Source organism: Streptosporangium sp. H13245 (assembly GCF_055690525.1).
This window is the reverse complement of sequence record NZ_JBSZKT010000063.1, coordinates 1-24,329: the sequence shown is the minus strand read 5'-3', so window position 1 is coordinate 24,329 and position 24,329 is coordinate 1. Positions and strand designations below refer to the sequence as shown.

19 protein-coding genes are annotated in these 24,329 nt (G+C 71.1%); 12 read left to right on the top strand and 7 right to left on the bottom strand.

The features are described 5' to 3' along the window. Both ACW9TB_RS38815 and bla read right to left on the bottom strand, forming a co-directional pair. Positions 1 to 583: transglycosylase domain-containing protein (locus ACW9TB_RS38815; protein ID WP_472753115.1), on the bottom strand; the 583-nt coding region annotated here is incomplete at its 3' end. Further along, positions 583 to 1,503 (bottom strand): class A beta-lactamase, encoded by a 921-nt coding sequence (gene bla, locus ACW9TB_RS38810; RefSeq protein WP_472753114.1) that lies wholly within the window; start codon positions 1,501 to 1,503, stop codon positions 583 to 585. The genes bla and ACW9TB_RS38815, both read right to left, overlap by 1 nt. A gap of 111 nt (positions 1,504 to 1,614) precedes the next feature. Here bla and ACW9TB_RS38805 point away from each other — a divergent pair, with 111 nt between their 5' ends. Both ACW9TB_RS38805 and ACW9TB_RS38800 read left to right on the top strand, forming a co-directional pair. Continuing rightward, positions 1,615 to 2,508 (top strand): LysR family transcriptional regulator, encoded by an 894-nt coding sequence (locus tag ACW9TB_RS38805; protein ID WP_472753113.1) that lies wholly within the window; start codon positions 1,615 to 1,617, stop codon positions 2,506 to 2,508. Continuing rightward, on the top strand, positions 2,505 to 3,407 hold the full coding sequence (locus ACW9TB_RS38800; RefSeq protein WP_472753112.1) for a serine hydrolase: 903 nt from the start codon (positions 2,505 to 2,507) through the stop codon (positions 3,405 to 3,407). Before ACW9TB_RS38805 ends, ACW9TB_RS38800 begins: the two co-directional genes overlap by 4 nt. Before the next feature lie 97 nt (positions 3,408 to 3,504). Here the strand turns inward: ACW9TB_RS38800 and ACW9TB_RS38795 are convergent, their stop codons facing one another. The 3 genes from ACW9TB_RS38795 to ACW9TB_RS38785 all read right to left on the bottom strand — a co-directional run bounded on the left by ACW9TB_RS38795 (position 3,505) and on the right by ACW9TB_RS38785 (position 6,549). Then, positions 3,505 to 4,722, bottom strand: coding sequence for an ROK family transcriptional regulator (locus ACW9TB_RS38795; RefSeq protein ID WP_472753111.1), 1,218 nt, complete (start codon positions 4,720 to 4,722; stop codon positions 3,505 to 3,507). A 182-nt stretch (positions 4,723 to 4,904) separates the two neighbouring features. Further along, on the bottom strand, positions 4,905 to 5,771 hold the full coding sequence (locus tag ACW9TB_RS38790; protein WP_472753110.1) for an NAD-dependent epimerase/dehydratase family protein: 867 nt from the start codon (positions 5,769 to 5,771) through the stop codon (positions 4,905 to 4,907). 1 nt (position 5,772) lies between these two features. Next, positions 5,773 to 6,549: an IclR family transcriptional regulator gene (locus ACW9TB_RS38785; RefSeq protein WP_472753109.1), complete on the bottom strand. Its 777-nt coding sequence runs from the start codon at positions 6,547 to 6,549 to the stop codon at positions 5,773 to 5,775. Between the two features lie 120 nt (positions 6,550 to 6,669). Between ACW9TB_RS38785 and ACW9TB_RS38780 the strand changes: the two genes are divergently transcribed. The 9 genes from ACW9TB_RS38780 to ACW9TB_RS38740 all read left to right on the top strand — a co-directional run bounded on the left by ACW9TB_RS38780 (position 6,670) and on the right by ACW9TB_RS38740 (position 20,597). Next, complete coding sequence (locus tag ACW9TB_RS38780) at positions 6,670 to 7,968, top strand: ABC transporter substrate-binding protein (protein ID WP_472753108.1); 1,299 nt, start codon at positions 6,670 to 6,672, stop codon at positions 7,966 to 7,968. Next, positions 7,968 to 8,900, top strand: a complete 933-nt coding sequence (locus ACW9TB_RS38775; protein WP_472753107.1) for a carbohydrate ABC transporter permease — start codon at positions 7,968 to 7,970, stop codon at positions 8,898 to 8,900. Before ACW9TB_RS38780 ends, ACW9TB_RS38775 begins: the two co-directional genes overlap by 1 nt. Next, positions 8,900 to 9,760, top strand: coding sequence for a carbohydrate ABC transporter permease (locus tag ACW9TB_RS38770; protein WP_472753106.1), 861 nt, complete (start codon positions 8,900 to 8,902; stop codon positions 9,758 to 9,760). Before ACW9TB_RS38775 ends, ACW9TB_RS38770 begins: the two co-directional genes overlap by 1 nt. A gap of 4 nt (positions 9,761 to 9,764) precedes the next feature. Then, entirely contained in the window at positions 9,765 to 10,661 is an 897-nt protein-coding gene (locus tag ACW9TB_RS38765) for a 5-dehydro-4-deoxyglucarate dehydratase (RefSeq protein ID WP_472753105.1), read from the top strand. Positions 10,662 to 10,663: 2 nt separating this feature from the next. Continuing rightward, the gene (locus ACW9TB_RS38760; RefSeq protein WP_472753117.1) at positions 10,664 to 11,923 is read left to right on the top strand and encodes a glucarate dehydratase family protein; all 1,260 of its coding nucleotides are present in this window, start codon (positions 10,664 to 10,666) and stop codon (positions 11,921 to 11,923) included. Beyond that, positions 11,920 to 13,077, top strand: a complete 1,158-nt coding sequence (locus ACW9TB_RS38755) for a hypothetical protein (protein ID WP_472753104.1) — start codon at positions 11,920 to 11,922, stop codon at positions 13,075 to 13,077. The genes ACW9TB_RS38760 and ACW9TB_RS38755 overlap by 4 nt, the downstream gene beginning before the upstream one ends. Before the next feature lie 701 nt (positions 13,078 to 13,778). Further along, complete coding sequence (locus ACW9TB_RS38750; protein ID WP_472753116.1) at positions 13,779 to 17,648, top strand: cellulase family glycosylhydrolase; 3,870 nt, start codon at positions 13,779 to 13,781, stop codon at positions 17,646 to 17,648. Positions 17,649 to 17,794: 146 nt separating this feature from the next. Next, the gene (locus ACW9TB_RS38745; protein WP_472753103.1) at positions 17,795 to 19,558 is read left to right on the top strand and encodes a discoidin domain-containing protein; all 1,764 of its coding nucleotides are present in this window, start codon (positions 17,795 to 17,797) and stop codon (positions 19,556 to 19,558) included. Between the two features lie 235 nt (positions 19,559 to 19,793). After that, positions 19,794 to 20,597, top strand: a complete 804-nt coding sequence (locus ACW9TB_RS38740; RefSeq protein WP_472753102.1) for an SAM-dependent methyltransferase — start codon at positions 19,794 to 19,796, stop codon at positions 20,595 to 20,597. A 6-nt stretch (positions 20,598 to 20,603) separates the two neighbouring features. Here the strand turns inward: ACW9TB_RS38740 and ACW9TB_RS38735 are convergent, their stop codons facing one another. Both ACW9TB_RS38735 and ACW9TB_RS38730 read right to left on the bottom strand, forming a co-directional pair. Continuing rightward, on the bottom strand, positions 20,604 to 21,629 hold the full coding sequence (locus tag ACW9TB_RS38735; RefSeq protein WP_472753101.1) for an LLM class flavin-dependent oxidoreductase: 1,026 nt from the start codon (positions 21,627 to 21,629) through the stop codon (positions 20,604 to 20,606). Between the two features lie 97 nt (positions 21,630 to 21,726). Then, on the bottom strand, positions 21,727 to 23,151 hold the full coding sequence (locus ACW9TB_RS38730; protein WP_472753100.1) for an MFS transporter: 1,425 nt from the start codon (positions 23,149 to 23,151) through the stop codon (positions 21,727 to 21,729). A gap of 96 nt (positions 23,152 to 23,247) precedes the next feature. On the opposite strand from ACW9TB_RS38730, the gene ACW9TB_RS38725 reads away from it, so the two are divergent. Beyond that, positions 23,248 to 23,922: a TetR/AcrR family transcriptional regulator gene (locus ACW9TB_RS38725; protein ID WP_472753099.1), complete on the top strand. Its 675-nt coding sequence runs from the start codon at positions 23,248 to 23,250 to the stop codon at positions 23,920 to 23,922. The last annotated feature ends 407 nt before the right edge of the window (positions 23,923 to 24,329 follow it).

The following is a 24,329-nucleotide window of genomic DNA, read 5'->3' as shown; positions in this document are numbered from 1 at the left end:
TCGCCCCGAAATAGGCGATGTTCAGATACTTCTCCAAGATCTCATCCTTGGAGTACTTCTCCTCCACCGCCATCGCGTGCCGCAACTCGTTCAGCTTGCGCGCGTAGCTGGCCTCCAGCGCCTTGTCCTTCTCCTTGGCGGTGGCGGCCGAGTTGAGCAGGACCTGCTTGACGTACTGCTGGGTGATGCTGGAGCCGCCCTGGCTCACCCCACCGGCGTGCAGGTTCTTGGCGAACGCGCGGACCGTGCCTTCCAGGTCGATCGCGCCGTGCTGGTAGAAGCGGTAGTCCTCGATCGAGATGATCGCGGTCTTCATGATGTCGGCGATCTCGTCCAGGCCGACGACCTCGCGGTACTCCTCGTAGAAGCGGGCGATCTCGTTGCCCTTGGCGTCCTGCACGATCGAGACCTCCGCCGGTGGCGGCTCGGTGAGATCCTCGGGCTTGAGATTCAGCTCGCTGGTCGCCGACATGAAGCCCAGCCCCGCGCCTCCCACCGCCGGCAACGCGATCCCCGCGACCAACAACCCCGCCGCCGCACCGATCGCGGCCAGGAGCCCGGCTTTCGTCCCTCGGCCGGGCATCAGAGCCTGCCGAGCCCGCGGGCCAGGATGGTGGCGGTCTTCGCGATGGTCCTGTTGTCGGTGGCGAGGCCCGGAGTGCGGTTGGTGTAGATCGCCATGATGACGGGAGCGGCGCCCTTCTTGGGCCAGATGACGGCGATGTCGTGCCCGCCGCCGAATCCGTCGGAGTTCGTGCCGGTCTTGTCACCGATCGTCCAGGTCTTGGGCAGGCCCGCGCGGATGCGCTCGTCCCCCGTCGTGTTCGCGATCAGCCAGGTGTTCAGCCGCTTGCGGTCCTTGGCGTCGAGGGCGTTCCCCACCGTGACCGCGCGCAGGTCGCGGCCCATGGACGCGGGCGTCGTGGTGTCGCGTTTTTCCTTGGGGCTCCAGCCGTTGAGCTCGCTCTCCCACCGGTCCAGCCGGGAGATCGGGTCCTTCAGCGTCCGGAAGTACCGGGTCAGCCCGGCGGGGCCGCCGATCTGCCGCAGCAGCATGTTGGCCGCGGTGTTGTCGCTCCGGGTGATGGCCGCCTCGCACAGCCGCGCGACGGTGAGCCCGCCGTTCGTGTGCTTCTCGGTGACCGGTGAGCCGGGTTTCACGTCGGCGGCCGTCCACGTGACGACCTTGTTCATCAGGCCGGGCTCGGAGGTGCGCGCCCTGTGCAGCACGCCCGCGCAGAGGGGCGCCTTGAAGGTGGACAGCAGCGGGAAACGCTCGCCCGCCCGGTACGTCACCGTCCTGCCGGTGGCCGTGTCCACGGCGTACGCGCCGATCCGGCCCTTGAAGGACGCCTCCAGCGTACGCAGCTCCCTGGAGACTGCGGTCACCGGCGAGGCGGCGGCCGGGGCGGCGCCTGTCAGAGGAATCAGGGGGACCAGGGGGATGAGCGTGAGCGAGGCCAGCGCCGAGAGGGTGGTGCGTCGGGCGGGGCGAGCGAGCATGCGATGCCTTCCAGCGGTGAACGGGATTCGACGGGAAGTCTCGCGCCGTCCTTCGATGCCGTCAAAGACAGAAACAGTCGGTTCCATGCTGAAATGGCATACGCTCGTGTCATGGACGTCCTCGGAGCGTGCAGAGCGTTCGTCAACGTGAGCGAGCGGGGAAGCTTCACGGAGGGCGCGGCGGTCACGCGGGTGCCGCAGTCGGTCGCGAGCCGCCGGATCGCCGCCCTGGAGAAGCACCTGGGGGAGCGGTTGTTCGACCGGTCGTCGCGCGGAGCGATGCTCACGCAGTTCGGCCGCGACATGCTGCCGTCGGCGAGGCGTCTCGTACGCCTGGCGGACGACATGGAGGACGAGGCGAAACGGGCCAGGCTCAACCCCCTTCGCCTCGCCGTCCCCGACATCTGCACCACGCGCGATCTGGCGCGGCTCGACGCGGAGGCCCGCCGGAACGACGTCTACCTCGATCTGCATGCCGCCGCCCCGGCCGGGCGGACGGAACTCGTCCGGTCCCGTGAGGCCCGCGCCGCCCTCACGGCGGTACCGCCGGACGACGCGACCTGGTCGGTACGGCTCGGGCTCGCCGGTGCCACGGACCAGATCGCGGACACCGTCTACGTCGAGGCCCTCCGGGTCGGCCGCGCCGCGCGGTCGTCGCGAAGGAGCCGGATCTGGATCCAGCCCGAGGACGACGTCCCCCACATCCGCGACCGGATGTTCCGGATCCGGGACGCCGTCGGTCTCCAGCCCGCGCAGGTCACCGTCTCCGCCACGCTCGCCGCCGCCACCGCCGAGGTCCTCGGCTCGACGGATCTCCTCCTGTGCTCGCCCAAGCAGGCCGAGGAGCTGGGGCTGCACTGGCGCCCCGTCGGCGAGATCCACCTCGTCCGCGGGTTCGGCGTCGCCGCCGCCGTCAGGGACGACGCGGAACGCATCAGGACCCGGCTGTGGCACGCCATCGCCCGCTGCCTGGGCGCGCACGACCAGGACGGAGAGACGCCGTGAACGTCGAGAACCTGATCCGCGAACTCCGGCACACGCTCGACGACGGCGGGCTGAGCGGATCGTTCCTGGTCCGGGACCTGCGTTCCGGCGAGGAGATCGGCATCGAGCCGGACCTGGAGTTCCCGATCGCCTCGGTCGTCAAGATCCCGCTCGCCATCGCGACCCTCGAACGCATCCGGAGGGGCGAACTCGACGGTTCCACACAGATCACCGTACGACCGGGCATGATCACCACCGCGGGGCCGACCGGGCTGAGCAGGTTCCGGCACCCGGCCCGGGTCGCCGTCGACGACCTGCTCTACCTCAGCACCGCCCTGAGCGACAGCACGGCGGCGGACACGCTGTTCGCCCTCACCCCGCCCGCCGAGGTCTCGGCGCTGCTGCACGGGCTGGGGCTCCAGGGCATCGCGGTGCGGCACACCATGCGGGAGCTCTCCGAGACCCCGGTGGAACGCCTCGGCCCGACAGACGCCCATCTGGCCCACTTCCTCGCCATCGAGGCGGGTACGGCCGGGCGGGGACATCGCATCCCGCTCCTCGACGTGACCCGCGCGAACGCGGGATCCGCGCGAGCGCTCATGGAACTCCTGCGGGCACTGTGGACACCGTCCCGGATCGACGCGGGCGTCAGCGAGCGCGTGCGGACCCTCATGGCCGACAACGTGCTACGGCATCGGCTGGCACCCGACTTCAGCTCCGACGCGTCGAAGTGGTCCTCCAAGACCGGGACGCTTCTCAACCTCCGCCACGAGATCGGCGTCGTCGAGCACGCCGACGGCCAGGTCTTCGGCGTCGTCGTGCTCACCGAGTCCCGCGTACCGGCCACCAGCCAGCCCGGAGCCGAGGCACTCATGGCGCAGGTCGCGCGTACCCTCCGCGACCGGCTGCGGCACCTGTGAGCGGAACTTCCCTCCGGGAGACAGGCCACGGGCTGGGTCGGCCACGGAGTTCGCCGTGCGGCCGAGGACGCGGGCCGCTCACTCATCGGGGAAGGCGTCAGTGTGGTCCGCCGACACCCTGGGCGAGCACTTCCAGGGGGTTGGCCAGGAGGCCGGAGAAGGCGAGCTCGGCCGCGCCGATCAGGGTGGCGTCGTCCCCGAGGGCGGCGGTACGCAGTCGCACCCTCTCCCGGGAGATCATCAGCACGTTGGCCTCCACCCGGTCGTGGACCTGGGCCGCCGAGCCCCGGTAGACCCCGCGCAGCATCCCACCGAAGATCACCAGGCCGGGGTTGAAGAGGTTGATCAGGTTCGCCACCCCGATGCCGAGCCAGTCGCCGATCCGGCGCAGCGCGTCCTGGGCCGCGACGTCCCCGCGACCGGCGGCCTCCACCACGGCCCGCGCGCCCTCGCGGCCGGACAGCTCGGCGGACCGGCCCGCGGCGTCGATCAGGGCCTGCTCACCGACCTCCGCCTCCAGGCAGCCATGCGAGCCGCACCCGCAGGGCCGCCCGTTGTACGGGTTCACCATCATGTGCCCGAGCTCGCAGCCGTACCCGCCGTCGCCGTCGAGCAGCTTGCCGCCGACGATGATCCCGCCCCCCACGCCGACGTCCCCGTGCAGGTAAACCAGGTTCTGGAAGCCGACGCCCACCCCGCGTTCGTGCTCGGCCAGCGCGCCCAGGTGGGCCTCGTTGCCCACCGACACCGGGAGCCCGAGCCCCAGCCTGAGGCCGAGTTCGGTGCCGAAGGCCTGGTCCACCCAGCCCATGTTCGGCCCGAAGCGCACCATCCCGTCACCGGGCCTGATCATGCCGCAGTAGGCAGCGCCGACCCCGGCGCACACCGAGCCGGAGGGGGCCTCGCGGTCCATCTCGCGGGCGAACCCGGCGAGGGTGCCGACCACGTCGTCGAGGTCGGCCCCGGCGCGCGGCCGTACCGCCTCCCTGCGGTCCAGGACCGTTCCGCCCAGCCCGACCCTGGCCGCGACCAGCCGGTCCACCCGGACGTCGAAGGCCATCACGTGGACCCGGCCGGACTCCGGGCGGACCACCAGCGACGGCCGGCCCGCCCTGCGGGTGTCCCGGGGAAGCTCCTCGCGGACCAGGCCCGCCGAGGTGAGCTCGCCGGTGAGCCCCATGATCGTACTGCGGTTCAGGCCCATCCGGCCGGCCAGCTCCGTACGGGAGAGCGGGCCGCCCAGGTGCACGTGCCGGAGCAGGGCGCCGAGGTTGCGCTGGCGGGTCTCCTCCTGGGACCGACCGGCTTTCAGCATCGTGGGGATCCTGACGACTCGGGGCTTGCCATCGTTGCGCGCCACGACGGCGGGGACGGACGGCCACGCCGATCGCGAGCACTGGAACAGATCCTGTCACACCGGGGGAAAACCGGCCGGTGCGTTCTTCCGTACTACCGGGTCGCGGGCCCGGCCGTTCCAGAGGTGTGGAGAGGCGGGCGTCACCAGAAGACGCCGAGTTCCCGGCCGCAGAACGCGCCTCCCACCAGGTTGTGGACCGGGTCGGTGAGGTCGGGCTCGCCGGACTCGGCCAGCAGGCGCGGGGCGTGGAGCTCGGCGTCGTCCCGAGGGGTGTAGCCGAGGGCGCGGGCCGCGTCGAGTGACCACCAGCGGCGGGTGTTCGCCGAGACGCCCCACACGAGGTGGAAGCCCCGGGCGGTGAGGGAGGCCTCGACCAGCCGGGCGCAGTCGTCGTGTGACAGCCAGGTCGACAGTGCCCGCAGGTCGCGGGGCCGTTCGGCGCACGAGCCCAGCCGGATCGCCACGACGTTCATCGCGAAGCGGTCGTGGTAGAGACGGCCGAGCGCCTCCATCGCGGCCTTGCTGAAGCCGTAGTAGGTGTCCGGCCTGGGGGAGAGGCCGTCGGGGGCGTCCGGGCGGGGGTGGAACCCGGCCGCGTGGTGGCTGCCGACGAGCACGACCTGCCGGACGTTCTCCCGGCGGGCCGCCTCCAGGAGCACCTGCGTGCCGTGGACGTTGACGCGCAGGATGTCCGCCCACGGATGCTCGCGGCTCAGCCCGCCCAGGTGGACGACCGCCTCGACGCCCTTCATCGCCTCGGCCATCGCGCTCTCGTCGGTCAGGTCGGCGAGGATCGTCTCCTCACCGTCCAGGTCGGCCGCGACCGAGCCGTCCAAATCGGCCGCGACCGAGCCCTCCAAGTCGGCCGCGACCGAGCCGACCTGACCGGCCGCGATCGGCGCGACCGGTACGACGTCGGCGAGCCGCAGCGTCCGGCCGGGCCGGGCGAGCCGTGGCCGGAGCGCGGTCGCCACCGCCCCGGCCGCGCCGGTGAGAAGGATCCGCATCTCAGAGTGCCTCCTGCCGGAAGAGCTGGGAGATCTGGCGGGCCGCCTCGCCGAGCACCGTCACGATCTGCGCGTGGTGTGTCTCGTCGAGCCGTACCAGCGGGACGGACGCGCTGATCGCGTCGGTCACCGGCGAGGTGTAGGGGAGCGGCACCGCGACGCAGCCCAGGCCGGGGGTGTTCTGCTCCTTCTCGTCCGCGTAGCCGCGCAGCCGGGCGTTCTCCAGCTCCCGCAGCAGGTCCGGGCGGCTGGTCACGGTGTGCTTGGTCAGCGGTGCGAGGACCTCGGGGATGTGCCGCTCGCCGTCGTCGCGCATGGACAGCACCGCGCGGCCCAGCGCGGTCGCCCAGGCGGGCTGCCGACGGCCCACGCGGGAAGTGAACCGCAGGTGGTGCAGGGACTCCCGGCTGGCGAGGTACACCACGTCCGACCCGTCGAGGCGGGCCAGGTGGACGGTTTCGTTGATCTCGGCGCGGACCTGCTCCAGCACCACCGTCGCCGCCCGGACGACGGGGTCGCGGTCCAGGTAGGAGGTGCCGACCAGCAGGGCCCGTACCCCGATGGAGTACGTCATGCCGTGCCGGTCGGTCTCGACCCAGCCTCTGCCGACCAGGGTCCGCAGCAGCATGTAGAGGCTCGACTTCGGATAGCTGAGATCCCGTTGGAGCTCGGCGAGTGTGACCGGCCGGTCGGCCCGGGCCAGCGCCTCGAGCAACCCGATCGTCCGATCGGCCGACTTTACGGGACGTCTTTCGGCTGGATTCTCACCTGTTGACAACCCACACCCCTCAGCGGTTCGGCTTCATACGCCTATTGACAGCGTTGTGAGCGATTCTTACAGTTGCGGCACGTTGTTCACAACCTAAACCGGTATTTACATATGTGAATGGAGTGGTAGATGCCCGCCCCCCGACGCATCATCGCCGGGCTCACCCTGCTCCTGTTCGCCACCACGGCGTGCGGATCAGAGTCGAAGTCCGAGGCCACCAGCCTGGAGTTGTGGACCAGATCCACGCCGGCCTCCGCGGAGGTCTACAAGAAGGTCATCGCGGCCTACACCGCCAAGACCGGGGTGAAGGTCAACTACGTCCCGATCTACGAGAACTTCGAGAACAAGATCCAGGAAGCCGCCGCCGCCAAGGACCTGCCCGACGTCGTCATCAACGACGTCAGCCTGCTCGGCACCGGCCTGTCCCAGGGCCTGATCACCCCGGTCGACCGCACCGGCATCGCGGGCGCGGGCGACACCCTGGACCGGGCCTGGAACCAGGCCAAGGCCGCGGACGGCAAGTACTACGGCGTCCCGTTCTCCACCCAGGCGGTGGCCACGTTCATCCGCAAGGACTGGCGCGAGAAGCTCGGCAAGGACGTTCCCAAGACCTGGGAGGAGCTCGACGCCCTCGCCAAGGCGTTCCAGAACGACGACCCGGACGGCAACGGCAAGGCCGACACCTACGGCATGCTCGTCCCCGCCTCCACCGAACGCGGCTACACCGCCTGGTGGGCCTCCTCCTACCTGTGGCAGGGCGGCGGCGACTTCCTCACCGAGTCCGGCGGCAGGTTCACCCCCGCCATCGACCAGCCCAAGTCGGTCGAGGCGGTGAAGTGGATGCAGAACCTGTTCTGCGAGGACAAGGTCGTGGTCCCCGGCGCCCTCACCCTCATCACCGACGACGCCCACCCCTTCTTCGAGACCGGCAAGGCCGGTGTCTACCTCACCGGCCCCTGGATGATGGGCCGCTTCGACAAGAGCCTCGGCAAGGACAAGTACGAGGTCATCCCCTCCCCGGCCGGTCCCGGCGGACAGGGTGTGCTGGGCGAGGGCGAGAACATCTACCTCATGGCGGGCTCGAAGCTGCAGCAGCAGCAGAAGCAGCTCGCCGAGTTCCTCATCAGCGCCGAGGGCCAGCGGATCGGCATGAACACCAACCAGCCGAACCCGGTGGTCCGGCTCCCGGTCAACACGACCGTCGACGTCGTCGCCGAGCGCAAGGACGAGCGGTGGGCGACGATCAAGGAGATCTACCGGGACAACGGGCGGCTGTTCCCGCAGGTGCCGAACTGGACGCCGCTGCGCCAGCAGGCGTCGGAGACCCTCAACTCGATCTTCGCCAACTGTGGCGCCGACGTCCAGGCCGAACTCACCAAGCTGGCAGGCTCGTTCAAGACCGAGCTGGCCAAGCAGAAGGCCGGCTGATGACGCTGACCACCTCCCGCCCCCGTGCCGCGTCCAGAGGCCCGGGGGCCTCCCCACGCCGTCGCCGGTCCGGCCGTCCCTGGCTCCTGCCCTGGCTCTTCCTCGCCCCCGCGCTGATCATCTTCCTGTACTTCAAGTACATCCCGATGGCCAAGGGGGTCTGGCTCAGCTTCTTCAAGGTCCAGCCGTTCCTGGGCGACGAGTGGATCGGCCTGGACAACTACCGCCAGGTCTTCACCGACGAGAGCTTCCGCGCGGCGATCGGCCACACCCTCTACCTGGCGGTGGTGCAGACCGGCGGCGCCATGCTCATCGGGTTCTGCCTGGCCCTGCTGCTGGAGGGCAGGGCGCGCACGCTGTGGTTCGTCCGCTCGGCCGCGTTCCTGCCCGTCGTCTCGGCGATCGCCGTGGTCGGCGAGGTCTGGCGGCTGCTCTACTTCCCCGCCGCGGACGGCATGCTCAACAGCGTGTTCGGCTGGTTCGGGATCGACCCGCAGGGCTTCCTGGACGACCCCGACTCCGCGCTGTGGTGGGTGAGCGTCGTCGGCATCTGGAAGCACGCCCCCTACGACATGATGATCATCCTGGCGGGTCTCGCCGGGATCGACCGGCAGCTCTACGAGCAGGCCGCCCTCGACGGCGCGAGCCTGCGGCAGCGCATCCGCTTCGTCACCCTGCCCGCGCTGCGGCCGGTCATCACCATCCTCGTCACCCTCGCGTGCATCCGCGGCCTGCGGATCTTCACCGAGGTGTTCGTGCTGACCGCGGGCGGCCCGGCCGGTTCCACCGACGTCGTCATGACCCGCATCTACACCCTCGGCTTCCAGTCCGGCGACATCGGGTTCGCCTCGGCCGCCTCGGTCCTGCTGTTCCTCGTCATTCTCACCCTGACCGTCTGCGTCACCCTCTACCGCAGGCGAAAGGAGATCTGATGTTCGAGACCACGCTCGGCTGGGGCTGGGGAAGGAAGAACCCCGTCGCCACGGGCCTGCGCGTCCTGCTCTACGCGATCGTCCTCGTCGTCTTCTGCGGGCCGCTCGTCTCGGTGTTCGCCGGCGCGTTCGACAACGCCGCCGACCCCAGCAAGATGTCCCTCTACCCCCACGATCCGACCCTGGAGAACTTCAGGGTCGCCGCCGACCAGGGCCTGTGGCGGTACTTCTTCAACTCCGTCGTGATCGCGGGCGGCGCGCTGCTGCTGCAGGTGAGCGTCAGCGTGTTCGCCGCCTACGCCCTGGCGCGCAAGAGGTTCCGCGGGCAGGCGCTCGTACTGCTGGCGATCCTGTCGACCATGATGCTCCCCGAGGAGGTCATCGCGATCCCGCTGTCGCTGGTCATCGGGGACCTGCCCCTCCTGGGCCTGGACCTGCGCGGCACCCTGCTCGGCGTGATCCTCCCCCTCGGCGGCTGGGGCTTCTCCATTTTCGTGCTCAGCGAGTTCATGAAGGAGATCCCGCGCCAGCTGGAGGAGGCCGCCCGCTGCGACGGCGCGAGCGAGCTGCGGATCTTCGGGCAGATCATCCTGCCGCTGTGCAAGCCGGCCATCGGCGTCATCGTCATCTTCGGCTTCAACATGATCTGGGACCAGTATCTCCTGCCCCTGATCGTCGCCCGCACCCCCGACGACTACACCCTCACGGTGGCACTCGCCTCGCTGCGCTCCGACCCGCTGGTCGGGCCCGGCGCGCTGCTCGCCGGAGCGCTCCTCGCCCTGTTGCCCAGTCTGATCGTCTATCTGGCGTTCCAGCGCACGTTCCTCTCGGGACTGGTCGCCGGCGCTGTGAAGGGTTGAAATCTTGGATCTCGATGGTGTCCTCTTCTTTCCCGTCACCCCCTTCGGCCCCGACGGCGAGTCGAACCTCCCGGCGCTGGCCGAACACGTGGGGAACGGGGTCACGGCGGGAGCCGGCGCGGTGTTCTCCGCGTGCGGCACCGGGGAGTTCAACGCCCTGGACCCCGCCGAGTACGGCCGGATCGTCCGCGAGAGCGTGAACGCGACCGGCGGACGGGTCCCCGTGGTGGCCGGGACCGGCGGCGCGCTGCCCCTCGCCCGCGAGTTCGCCGCCCAGGCCACCGCGCAGAACGCCGACGGGCTGCTGCTGCTTCCCCCCTACCTGGTCGGCGCGCCACCGGCCGGGCTCGTCGCCTACGTCCGGCAGGTAGCAGCCTCCACCGACCTGCCGATCATCGTCTACCAGCGGGGTAACGCCCGGTTCACCCCCGGCTCCGTCGCCGAGCTCGCCACCATCCCCAACGTGGTCGGCTTCAAGGACGGCCTGGGCGACCTGGATCTGCTCCAGCGGATCATCCTGGCGGTCGACCGGCCCGGCTTCACCTTCTTCAACGGCCTGCCCACGGCCGAGATGACCGTCCTGTCCTACCGGGGCCTCGGGGTCGACCTCTACTCCAGCGCCGTGTTCTGCTTCGCCCCCGAGATCGCGCTCGCCTTCCACAAGGCCGTCACCGCCCGCGACGACACGCTCGTCGAGGACCTGCTCCGGGAGTTCTACGGGCCGCTCGTCGAGCTGCGCGACCTCGTCCCCGGCTACGCCGTCTCGCTGGTCAAGGCCGGGGTGCGGCTGCGGGGCCTGGACGTCGGCCCGGTCAGGCCGCCCCTGGTCGACGCCGCGCCCGAGCACGTCGCCCTCCTTGAGGAGCTGATCGGTACCGGCCTGCGGATCGTGGGGGCGTGACCATGCTGATCAGCGAGATCCGCGTCACGCCCGTCGCGTTCCGGGACCCGCCGCTGCTGAACGCCGCGGGGGTGCACCAGCCCTGGGCGCTGCGCACGATCGTCGAGGTGCGCACCGACGACGGCCTCAGCGGGCTGGGCGAGACCTACGGCGACCTCGCCCACCTCACGAAGGTCCAGGCCGCCGCCGGGCAGCTCATCGGAATCGACGTCCACCACCACCACGCCCTCTACGACGCGGTCGGCCGGGTCGTCGGCGGCGACGTCGTGACCGACAAGCACGGCCTGACCGGTGTCGCGACCAGGGAGAAGACCCTCGACCGGGTGTTCTCCCCGTTCGAGGTCGCCTGCCTGGACATCCGGGGCAAGGCCCTCGGCCGTCCCGTCTGCGACCTGCTCGGCGGGCCCGTCCGCGACAGGGTGCCCTACAGCGCGTACCTGTTCTACAAGTGGGCCGCGCACCCCGGCGAGCCCGACGACGAGTTCGGGGCGGCGCTCGACGCCGACGGCCTGGTCGCGCAGGCGCGGATGTTCGTCGAGGAGTACGGCTTCCAGTCGATCAAGCTCAAGGGCGGTGTCCTCCCGCCCGACGTGGAGATCGACGCCGTCCTCGCGCTGCGGGAGGCGTTCCCCGGCGCCGCGCTGCGGGTCGACCCGAACGGGGCGTGGTCGGTGCCCACCTCGATCGACGTCGGCCACAAGCTGGCCGGGACGATCGACTACCTGGAGGACCCGACGCTCGGGCTCGCCGGGATGGCCGAGGTGGCGGCGCGCGTCCCGATGCCGCTCGCCACGAACATGTGCGTCGTCACCTTCGACCACCTCCCGGCCGCCATCCGGGACGGGGCCATCGGCGTGCTGCTGTCCGACCACCACTACTGGGGCGGGCTCGTCCGCAGCACGCAGCTCGCCCGGCTCTGCGCCACCTTCGGCCTGCAGCTGTCCATGCACTCCAACTCCCACCTGGGGATCAGCCTCGCCGCGATGACCCACCTCGCCGCGGCCGTGCCGAACCTCGCCCACGCCTGCGACACCCACACGCCCTGGCAGGCCGGGCAGGACGTCGTCAAACCGGGCGCGCTGCGGTTCGTCGACGGTGCGGTCCCGGTGCCCGCCGGGCCGGGACTGGGGATAGAACTCGACCGCGACGCCCTGGACGCGATGCACGAGCAGTACCTCACCTGCGGGCTCACCGACCGAGACGACACCTCCTACATGCGCATGTTCCAGCCGGACTTCTCCCCGGTACGGCCCCGCTGGTGACCGCGAAGGTGATCTACGCCTACCCCTGGGACGTCGTCGGGGACCCCTCCGCCCCCGAACGTCTCGCCGGGCTCGGCGCGGACACGGTGGCGCTGGCCGCCTCGTACCACTCGGTGCGGGCGGCCACCCCGTTCCACCCCGCCCACCGGCTCGTCGAGGCCAGGCCCGCCCTCTACGTCCCGGTCCGTACGGGCGCCTGGGGCAGGCTCGTCCCCGCCGCCCCCACCTGGACGGCCCCCGACGCGTTCGTCCTGGCCGCTGACGCGCTGCGCGCGGCGGGGCTCGCCGTCCAGGCCTGGACGATCGTCACCCACAACTCCCACCTCGGAACCGCCCACCCGTCCCTGGCCGTCCGGAACGCCTTCGGCGACCGCTACCCCTACGCCCTGTGCCCGTCCCAGCCCGACGTCGTCGACTACTGCCGGACCCTGGTCCGGGAGATCGCCGAACTCGGCGCCCCCGACGGGTTCGTCCTCGAAGCCTGCGGCCCGCTCGGCGTCCGCCACGCCGGTACGCACGAGAAGACCGACGGCGCCGACTGGACCCCGGCCCAGCTCGACCTCCTGTCCCTGTGCTTCTGCGAGGTCTGCGCGCCGCGCTACCCGGAGGGGACCCGCGAGCGGGTCCTGGCCGGGGTCGACACGGCCTCTCCTTCGGTCGAGGCCGCCCTCGGCGATCTCGCCCCCGTCGTCCGGGAGCTGCGCGGCGGCCTCGGCCGGGAGCTGCAGCGCGCGCTGCGGCTGGAGGCGGCCGGTCTGCCGGTCACCCTGCACGCCAACCCGCACCCCTGGGCCGCCGGTGCCTTCAGCCAGGTCTCCGAGGCCCCGGACGCCGACGTCCTCGTCGCCAACTGCTGGGACGACCCCGCCGAGGGCGTCGCCCGTCTCCGGCGGTTGCGCGCCCTGGCGGCCCCCGGCACCCGCCTCGGGGCGTCCGTCCTGGCGCTCCCACCCGCCACCCTGACCTCGGAGACCCTGGCCGCCTACCGGGCGGCCGGAGCCGATGAGATCCACGTCTACCACGCGGGCCTGGCCTCCCGATCCCGTCTGGCCACGATCACCGGCACCCTGCGCTCCCTCGGGCCCGGGACCGGCCAAACCGCGTGTTCGAATATCGCAAGCACAACGAACACGGCGAACACCGTCGCGCCGTGAACTCCGGGAGCGGACCACGTCTCACGCGGTGAGACGGAAACGAGGTCCGTGACGGGTGACGGCCGCGCGAGACGAGAAAGGTCGACCATGTGACACCGGAATGACAGGCACCGGTAGCCGAACGGCCGTGAGACGGTTCGTCCGGCCGTCCGGCGCCGGTGAACCGGCCACCGGCCGGACTTGACACCCCCGCGGGCGACACGCAGCGTGACGCGCCCGCCGGACGGGCCCGACCCCTTCGCGGGCGGCGCGCACCCCGGCGCGCCCGCCGGGCGGACCCGGCACCCTCGCGGGTGACGCGCGCTCTCGGCATGCCCGCCGTACGGCCATCGCCGCAGCTCGGAATGGTCGCGCGCCCTGTCGGCGTGAGCCTGCCCGCGACTTCCGAGACCCCTTCGGGGCGACCCGATTCCATCGCCCGCCGTCCGCCGACAGCTCAGCGAAACAGGCCACGCGGAACGCGGCCCTACCGAAAGATTGCCTCTTGTGTAACGGCGAGCGGCCATTTACGCTCCGCCATAGTTAGGAAAGCTTCCTAACGATTAGCTGCCCGGGGAAGTGCCCTGCCCATTCGCGGGGCTTTCGCCCGCACCCCCCAACCCCCTCCGCCAGGAGTGCTGATGTTACGTAAGGTGCACCCGCTACCCCCCACTCAAGATCGTCCCAGACGCCGTCGCTCCCTGATGGCGGCAGCCTTGACAGTGCTCACGATCGCCGTACCGGCGATGGTCGGCACGGGCTCCCAGGCCGCGACCGCCGCGACCCGTGCGACCGGCGCGGCCCCCGCTGCCGCTGCCGCCGCGATTCCCGACCTGACCAGCGCCAACCGCCGCGCGCCCATCGCGGGGCTGCCCGACTGGAGCAAGGCGGGCTACCGAGGCGGCATGGCCCTGCCGGAGGCCGCCCAGGCCAGCCCCGACGCGGCCTGCCACATCACCGCGGCCGAGCTCGCGTCCCAGTTCGGCGTACGGGCCGACGGCTCCGACGCCACCGGCGGCCTCCAGGCCGCGATCGACCAGATCCGGACCGCCTGCACCCCGGTGGCGGGCTACACCCGGCTGTCGTCCATCACCCTGCCCGAGGGACGGATCACCGTCACCAGGCAGCTCGGCCTGGACGCCGACTACCTGGTGCTGAAGGGCGCGGGCATGGGCAGGACGATCCTCGCCTTCCGCCCGGACGCCAACACCCGGTACGACACGCTCACCCCCGACGGGAGCGACTGGGACGAGGACGGCGCGACGCACGGCTCGGGCAAGGGCGGCTGGACGTGGCCCGGCCGGGGCCTGCTCCGCGTGCAGACGAGGGAGGTGGCGAGCAGGTACGCCGCCGAGTACGCCTCCGCGCCCGCCAACCGCAAGGACATCTTCGAGGGCAGCGTCAACCAGCACTGGGCCACCGGTGTCCCGCTGCGGGAGGCCTCGGCCATCGGAACCAACGTGATCAGGCTGGCCACCAGCGCCGACATGACCCGGTTCAAGGTCGGCGGTCACCTGTGGGTGGGCGCCGCCAACACCGTCAAGTTCTACCAGCAGCAGACGGTCACCGACACCTCGCAGTACACGAACCTGCACATGCGGCAGCAGATCTTCCAGATCACCGCGGTCGACACCGCGGGCCGCAACGTCACCATCGACAAGCCGCTGGAGTACGACCTCCCCCTCAACTCCACCTCCGACGGCTCCGCGGCCATCGCCGGGACGGTCTACCCCAGCCGGGTCACCCCGCTCAAGGTCGTCCAGGGGGTCGGGATCGAGGACCTGACCATCACCCAGGACATGACCAACATGCCCAAGCTCGGTGGTGGCACCTACAACCTGAACCGGGCCGACGCCGTGCACGACTACGGGAACATGGCTCCCGAGTACGCCCTGCACGGCATCGTGCTGAAGTGGGCGGCCAACAGCTGGATCCGCCGGGTCGGCACCGACATGACCGGCTCGCACGCCGTGGTCACCGAGAGCGCGAAGAACATCCAGGTCCAGGAGTCGTCCTTCGACGGCTCGTGGAACAAGGGCAAGGGCGGCAACGGCTACTTCCGTGGCTCGCGCGTCTGGGACTCCCTGTACGCCTACAACACCAGCCGGAACCTGCGCCACTTCACGTTCCAGTGGTCGGCCTCGAACAACGTCGTCGTCGGCAACGACTTCGACTCCGACCTCAACGTCCACGGCGGCTGGGAGCGGCGCAACCTGTTCGAGAACAACAAGGTGGCCGTGCCGTTCCAGCACGCCTCGAAGAACTGCCGTACCAACTGCGGCGACGAGGGCGGCGGCACGCCGGACGACTCCTCCTGGTGGCCGATCTGGTGGGCGGCGGGCCCGAAGGCGGCCAAGTGGTCGGGGTCGAGCGGCCCGCAGAACGTCTTCTACAACAACGACCTCACCAAGCAGACCACGCAGGGCGGCGCCTACCAGCCGTACTACGCCGACCGGCAGCGCATCTACCAGTTCGGCAGCTCCGCGTCGGACCCGTCGAAGTTCCAGCACCTCGCGGTCAACGGCGCCACCATCCCCGACTGGGCGAGCCGGGAGACGGTGAACTACACCGCCGCCCCGGGTTCCGGGGTCAACGCCACGCGGACGGACGCCTCGGGCTCGCTCTTCCTCAAGTCGCCCGGCGGCGGCCCGGGCGGTCCCGGCGACGACACCACCGCCCCCAGCGTCCCGGGCAACCTGCGCTCGACGGGTACGACGGCGAACAGTGTGTCGCTGGCGTGGAACGCCTCCACCGACAACGTCGGGGTGACCGGCTACGAGGTCTACCGGGGTAGCACCCTGGTGGCGACGGTGACCGGGACGACCCACACCGACACCGGCCTGACGGCGTCGACCTCCTACACCTACACCGTCCGTGCCCGCGACGCCGCGGGTAACCGTTCGGCGGCGAGCGCGGCCGTCACCGCCCAGACCGGAAGCGGCGGCGGAGGCAACGAGGACCAGATCATCTCCCGGGGCAAGCCCGCCACGGCGTCCTCCATCGAGGGGGCCGGGTTCGAGGCCGGTCTGGCGGTGGACGGCGACACCACGAGCCGGTGGGCCTCGGCCGAGGGCGTCGACCCGCAGTGGATCCAGGTCGACCTCCAGGGGTCGTACACGATCTCCCGGGTGCGGCTGGACTGGGAGGCGGCCTACGGTTCGGCCTACCGTGTTGAGGTCTCTCCCAACGGCACCGACTGGACCAGCGTCTACTCCACCACTTCGGGTGACGGCACGATCGACGACCTGACGGTGTCGGGAAGCGCCAGGTACGTGCGGGTCTACGGCACCGCGCGGGGCACCGCCTGGGGCTACTCCCTGCACGAGTTCGACGTCTACGGCCGCTCGAACGGCGGCGGCCCCGGCGACGACACCACCGCCCCCAGCGTCCCGGGCAACCTGCGCTCGACGGGCACGACCGCGAGCAGCGTGTCGCTGGCGTGGAACGCCTCCACCGACAACGTCGGCGTGACCGGCTACGAGGTCTACCGGGGCACCACCCTGGTGGCCACGGCGTCCGGGACGACCCACACCGACACGGGCCTGACGGCGTCGACCTCCTACACCTACACCGTCCGCGCCCGTGACGCGGCGGGTAACCGTTCGGCGGCCAGCGCGGCCGTCACCGCCCAGACCACGGGCGGGGGCGGCGGCGGCACCCCGGCCGCGGCCAACGGCCAGCTCCGGGTGTGCGGCAACCGGCTGTGCAACGAGGCCGGCAAGCAGATCCAGCTGCGCGGCATGAGCACCCACGGCATCCAGTGGTACGACCAGTGCCTCAACAACGCCTCGCTCGACGCCCTGGCGACCGACTGGAAGGCCGACATCCTCCGGATCTCGATGTACATCCAGGAGGGCGGCTACGAGACCAACCCCCGGGCGTTCACCGACCGGGTGCACCAGCTGATCGAGATGGCCACCGCGCGCGGCATGTACGCCCTGGTGGACTGGCACATGCTCACCCCCGGTGACCCGAACTACAACCTCAGCCGGGCCAGGACGTTCTTCACCGAGATCACCCAGCGGCACAACGCCAAGAAGAACGTGATCTACGAGATCGCCAACGAGCCCAACGGCTCGTCCGTCACCTGGCCGGTCATCCGCAACTACGCCAACCAGCTCGTCCCGGTGATCCGCCAGAACGACCCCGACGCCCCGGTCCTGGTCGGCACCCCCGACTGGTCCTCGCTCGGCGTCTCCGGCGACGGCGACGCGACGGACACCATCCGCGCCAACCCGGTCAGCGGGACGAACATCATGTACACCTTCCACTTCTACGCGGCCTCGCACGGCACCGAGTACCTGAACACGCTGTCCCGGGCGGCCGACCTCCTGCCGATCTTCGTGACCGAGTTCGGCACCCAGACCGCCTCCGGCGACGGCGGCAACAACTTCAGCAGGTCCCAGCAGTACCTGGACCTGATGGCACAGAAGAAGATCAGCTGGACGAACTGGAACTACTCCGACGACTCCCGTACCGGCGCGGTCTTCACCCCGGGCACCTGCCCGAACGGCCCGTACGCGGGGACGAGCAGGTTGAAGGAGGCCGGCGTCTGGATCCGTGACCGGATCCGCACCGCCGACGACTTCTGATCGGGGAGTCCCACGGAACGCGCGAGGGCGCGTCCCCCGACGGACGCGCCCTCGCGCCAACCACCCGGAAGCCCGCAGGAAAATTCCGACCGCGCCACGCGGTACGACCCGCGCGCCCACAGCGCGCCGGAGGAATCGGAGCATTCGTGAAACGAAGTGCACGTGCGAGGATCCTCGCACTCGCGGTAGCGCTGGCGGCGTCACTGCCGACAGCCGCGATCGCATCCAGCTCGTCCCGGACGTCGGCCGACTCGCTGGTGTCCCAGGGCAGGCCCGCGACGGCCTCCTCCATCGAGGGGGCCGGGTTCGAGGCCGGTCTGGCGGTGGACGGCGACACCACGAGCCGGTGGGCCTCGGCCGAGGGCGTCGACCCGCAGTGGATCCAGGTCGACCTGGGGAGCTCGCACACGATCTCCCGGGTGCGGCTGGACTGGGAGGCGGCCTACGGCTCGGCATACCGTATTGAGGTCTCTCCCAACGGCACCGACTGGACCGGCGTCTACTCCACGAGTTCGGGAGACGGCGCGATCGACGACCTGACGGTGTCGGGGACCGGCCGCCACGTGCGGGTGTACGGCACCGCGCGGGGCACCGTGTGGGGCTACTCCCTGCACGAGTTCGAGGTCTACGGCTCCCCGGCCGGAGGCGGAGGCGACACCACCGCCCCCAGCGTGCCCGGCGGCCCGCGCTCGACGGGCACGACGTCCAGCAGCGTGTCGCTGGCCTGGAACGCCTCCACCGACAACGTCGGGGTGAGTGGTTACGAGGTCTACCGGGGTGGCACGCTGGTGGCGACGGTGACCGGGACGACTCACACCGACACCGGTCTGACGGCGTCGACCTCCTACACCTACACCGTCCGTGCCCGTGACGCGGCGGGCAACCGTTCGGCGGCCAGTACGGCCGTCACCGCCCAGACCGGAAGCGGCGGCGGGGGCTCGACGGTGGACGTCTCCACCTCCGCGCAGCTGGTCTCCGCGCTGGCCGGTGCCCAGCCGGGCCAGACGATCCGCCTGGCGGCCGGTGAGTATCGCGGCGCCTTCGCCACCCAGCGCGCCGGTACGGCGTCCGCGCCGATCACGCTGACCGGGCCGGCCGGTGCCGTCCTGATCAACGACGGCCCGTCGGGGACGGCCCCCTCCTGCCCCGCCCCCGGCAACGGGTGGGACTCCGGCTACGGCCTGTGGCTGTACGGGGCGCCCTACTGGAAGCTGACCGGCTTCACGGTCAAGGACTCCAAGAAGGGGATCGTCCTGGACAACTCCCACCACGTGACCATCGACCAGGTCTACGTCCACCACACCGACGACGAGGCCGTGCACTTCCGCAGGTCCTCCTCGGACGGCGTCATCCAGAACTCCCGCATCGACAACACCGGCCTGGTGCAGGCCGGATACGGTGAGGCCGTCTACATCGGCTCGGCGAACTCCAACTGGTCCTGCCACGGCAACTCCGGCGGGGTCGACCGCAGCGACCGGGTGAAGGTCCTCAACAACGTCATCGGCCCCAACGTCGCCGCCGAGCACGTCGACATCAAGGAGGGCACCTTCGACGGTGTCATCCGGGGCAACACCTTCAACGGCCGGGGGATCTCGGGCCAGAACTCGGCCGACTCCTGGATCGACGCGAAGGGCATCGGCTACCTGATCGAGGGCAACACCGGCAACTTCTCCTCTCCCGGCACCTTCGCCAACGGCTACGAGACCCACAACCCGTCGACCAGCCCGTCGTTCGCCAACGGCTGCGGCAACGTGTGGCGGTCGAACCGCTCCGACCTGGGCGGTGTGGGCGCCTACGCCATCAGGATCACCTCCACCTCCAAGTGCAGCGGCAATCCCAACGTCGTGTACTCCTCCAACACCGTCACCAACGCCGGTTCCGGGCTGACCAACATCCCGGTCACCCCCTGATCCATCAGGGCCGCCCGGCCGGGCCGAAGGCCGCCTCCGATCACCGGAGGCGGCCTTTCCCGCCCCGGGGCGGGCCGGTCGTACGGCACCCGGGGTCACGTCCGGGAAAGGGGCCACATGACAGATTCAGGATGTCCGGATGTCAGGACTCGGTCATAGTCGAAAAGCCGCCTCTATAAGCCATTAAAGCCTTATGATCATCCCGATTGCCCCGAGATCGTGAGGAAGGATCCCTGTGACCGATAAGCGGGATGAGCGGAACAGCGGCATCGACACCACACGGCCGAGCATCGCCAGGGCCTACGACGTCGTCCTCAACGGCAAGGACAACTTCGAGGTCGACCGCGCCTTCGTCGCCGAGATCGTGAAGGTCGTCCCCGAGATCTACGACGTGGCGACCTACAACCGGGAGATCCTCGGCCGGGGGGTGCGGTTCCTGGCGGAACAGGGCGTCACCCAGTTCATCGACCTCGGCTCGGGGCTGCCGACGGTGGAGAACACCCACCAGGTCGCGCAGGGCGCGAACCCGGAGTCGCGGGTCGTCTACGTCGACAACGACCCGATGGTGCTGGCCCACGGACGGGCGCTGCTGGCCGCGAACGACCGTACGGCGGTCGTCCCCTCCGACCTGCGCGACCCGGCGGCGATCCTCGCCGACCCGGCCGTCAAGCGGCTCATCGACCTCGACCGGCCGGTGGGCGTGATGCTCGTCGGCGTCCTGCACCACCTGCACGACGACGACGACCCCCAGGGGATCGTCGAGGCCTACATGGCGGCCGTCCCCTCGGGCAGCTACCTCTTCGTCACCCACTTCTGCGCCTCCACCCAGGAGTCGCGTGACGCCGAGCAGAAGTACCTCGCGCTGCTCGGCACCGGCCGGTTCCGGACGCCGGAGGAGATCACCGCGTTCTTCGACGGCTTCGAGCTGCTCGAACCGGGCGTCGTCCCGCTGCCCCTGTGGCGGCCCGACGGACCCGTCCCGGGGAGGCTGACCGTGGGCCAGCAGCTCATGTACGGCGGGATCGCCCTCAAACACTGACCCCGCTCAGGAGCGGGCCAGCTCGGCCAGCAGCTCGTAGGAGCGCACCCGCGCCTCGTGGTCGGAGACCATGGTCAGGGCCATCAGCTCGTCGGCCCCGCTGCGCTTGACCAGCTCGGTGAGCCGGTCGCGCACGGTGCCGGGACCGCCGACGAACTGCGGGCCGAGGCGCTCGCGGATGAACCGCTCGCCCGAGGGGGCGAACGAGAGGCGCGCGGCCTCCTCGGCGGTGGGGAAGAGGGTGTGGCGGTCCTCGGTGCGGATCAGGAGCTGGCCCGCCGCGAAGCCCCGCGCCAGCCACCGGGCGCGCTCGTCGGACTCGGCGACGATCACCGTGGGGGCGACGATCGTGTACGGGCGCTCCAGCCACGCCGACGGCTCGAAGGCGTCGCGGTAGGCCTCCAGCGCGTCCACCGTACCGGCGGGGTTGATCTGGTGCGCGTAGGCGTACGGCAGGCCGAGCGATCCGGCGAAGCGGGCGCTGGAGGTGCTCGTGCCCAGCAGGTACACGGGTGTCCGGGTGTCCGCCCGGGGGACGGCGCGCACGCCGGATGGCGATTCCTCAGGCTCTCCCGGCTTTTCCGGCGGCGTCAGGTAGCCCAGCAGCTCGTCGAGCAGGCGGGGGAAGTCCTCCTCGGCGGGCGGCAGGCCCCGACGCAGCAGGTGGGCGGCGGCCGGGTCGGTGCCCGAGGCCCGGCCGACGCCGAGGTCGACGCGGCCGGGGTGGAACACCTCCAGCGTGCCGAACTGCTCGGCCACCGTCAGCGGCGCGTGGTTGGGCAGCAGCACCCCGCCGGAGCCGACCCGGATCGTGGTGGTGGCGGAGGCGATCCGCGCGATCAGCACGGGCGGGACCGACGTGGCCAGGCACGGCGTGTTGTGGTGCTCGGCGACCCAGTAGCGGGTGTACCCGAGCTGCTCCGCCCGCCTGGCGAGGTCGACCGAGTCCCGCAGCGACCGGGCCGCCGACGAGCCGCGCCAGACGGGCACGGTGTCGAGCACCGACAGGCGCAGGCCGGACAGGTCTGTCATGGGGGTGTTCTCCGTTCGTGGGGGTGCCCAGAGGGAGGGGCCGTTCTCAGCGCGGCCGGCCTGACGGTGCCTCGAAATTGAACTCATGCGTTCATTTTTAATTCGTGGTTTTGGCGCGAGAGGGAAGGAACCAGGCCGCGAGGCCGACGATGCTCGCCAGCCCGGCGACGACGGCGGAGGCGACGAGGGCCCGCGACACCCCGGCGGCGACGTCCTCCCCACCGGCGAACGCGGTCAGCAGCACGGCCGGTCCGAGCGAGCCGCCCAGGGCCAGCGACGCCTGTAACACGCCCGAGGTGATCCCCGCGTCCTCGGCCGGGGTCTCGGACATGACGATGATGTTGAACGGGACGATCGCCGCCCCGGCCCCCACACCCATGATCACCAACGGGCCGAGGAACGCCGTGACGTACCCGCTGTCCGCGTCCGCCCCGCTCAGCCACAGCGTCGCGACGACGATGAGCGCGGGCCCGGCGACGGCCAGGTTCCTCGGGCCACCGGCCCTGGCGATCAGCGTGGGCGCCGACCTGGCCGTCACCAGCAGGGCCAGCCCGAACGGCAGGAAGGCCAGGCCCGTGAGCAGCGGATCCAGGCCCGCTACCCCCTGCAGGAACTGGGTGAGGAAGAACAGGAAACCGGTCAGGACGAAGGCGAGCAGCACCAGGCAGAGGAAGGCCCCGGCCCTGGCCCGGTGGGCGAGCACCCGCGGGGGCAGGACGGGCGAGGCGACGCGCGACTCCAGGACCGCGAACGCGGCCAGCGCCAGCGCCCCACCGGCCAGGGAGGCGATCGTGACCGTGTCCCGCCACCCCGTCTCGGCGGCCCGTACGAAGCCGTGGACGACCGCGGCCATCCCCAGCGTCGACAGCAGCGCCCCCGGCAGGTCGAGGGCCGGGCGGGTGCCCGCGCGCCCGGCGGGCCTCCGGGTGGCGATCGTCCGCGCGCCGAGCACGACGATGACGAGCCCGACGGGCACGTTGACCAGCAGCGTCCAGCGCCAGTCCGCGGCCCAGGTCAGCACGCCGCCCAGGATCATCCCCGCCGCCGCGGCCAGGCCCGTCACCGTGGAGTAGACGCCGAACGCCCGCTGCCGCCGCTCGCCGTCGTAGGTGATGGACAGTAAGGCGAGTCCCGCGGGACCGGCCAGGGCCGCGCCGACCCCCTGCAGCGCCCGGCCCGCGAGCAGCCAGCCGGTGCCGGGGGCGAGCCCGGCGAGCAGGGAGGCCGCCGCGAGCAGGCCCGTACCGGCCAGGAAGACCGTCCGGTGGCCGAACAGGTCGCCGAGCCGGCCGCCCAGCAGGAGCACGCCGCCGAAGGGCAGCAGGAACGCGTTCACCACCCAGGACAGGGTGGCCGCCGACAGGCCGAGGTCGTCCCGCAGGTCCGGCAGGGCGACCGTCACGATGGTGCCGTCGAGCTGCAGCATGAACTCGCAGCCGACGATCGCGACGAGCGCCAGGCCCAGCCCCCGCGCGGGGGAGACCCGGTCAGGGGAGTCGCCGGTGTTGACATCGGTGGCCATACGGCCCTCCATTCATTACTCAAGTGGCCACTAGTTTGAACTCATGCGTTCAGATTCGCAAGCCGGATACGACGACGACTGCGGTAATCTCGAACGGTGACCACCATCGAACGCGCGGTGCCGGGCAGGGGACGGATCGACAAGCGGACGGCGATCCTGGACGCCGCCGTCAAGGTCTTCTCCCAGGAGGGCTACGCCCAGGCGAACATCGACGCGATCGCGAGCCTCGCGGGGGTCGCCAAGCCCACCGTCTACAACCACTTCCACGACAAGGAGACCCTGTTCCGCACGGTCATGCGCGACAGCGCCGACCGGTCGGCGGCCAGGATCATCGCCGCGTTCGCCACCCTCCCCGGCGACGGCGCCGACCTCGCCGGTGAGCTGGAGCGGGTCGGCCACCTCATGGTCGAGTGCCAGCTCAGCGAGGAGGGCTGGGCGCTGCAGCGGCTGCTGTACGCCGAGGCCGCGCGCCTGCCCGACCTCTACGACGAGGTGGTCGCCCGAGCCGGCGCTCCCTCGCTGAACGTCCTCGCCGGACGCCTGGCCGGTCTCGCCAACCGGGGTCACCTGGAGATCGACGATCCCGCGGTCGCGGCCGGTCAGTTCATGGCGCTCGTCGCGGGCAACCTTCCCGCGCTGTCGGCGCTGGGCACCCGTCCGGTCAGCCCGGACGACCTCGCCGCCTCGGTCCGCGACGGCGTGAGCACCTTCCTGCGCGCCTTCGCCGCCCCCGCCAGGCGCCGTTCCCCCCGCCGCCTCCGCGAGTCCTGACCTCCGGTACGGGGCCGCGAGCTGGGCGCCGGGGTCGCGCGGGCCCGACGCCCCGGGCGGGGGCCGCCGCCTCCCGGCAAAGATCGAAGAGCTGGGTAAGGGCCGTCTTTCACCGCATTTCTTTGTCTTTGCGGACTGGTGCTGATAACAGATCGGTAAGACCGTACTGTCATGGGCCGCATACAGTGGGTGATTTTGCCAGGGTGGGGAGGCACGACGCGACACGGGAGGCGAGATGCACGGTGAGCACGATCGGACTCACGGCCACGGCCTCAGGGCGAGGCCGAGGGGGCGCATGCCGTACAGCGACCCGCCGCTCCGGCAGCCCCCCCCCCCCACCGGCCCCCCGCCGCCCCCCCCCGGCCCCTCGCCCGCCGCCCGGGTCCCCAGGCCCCCGGCGCCACCGG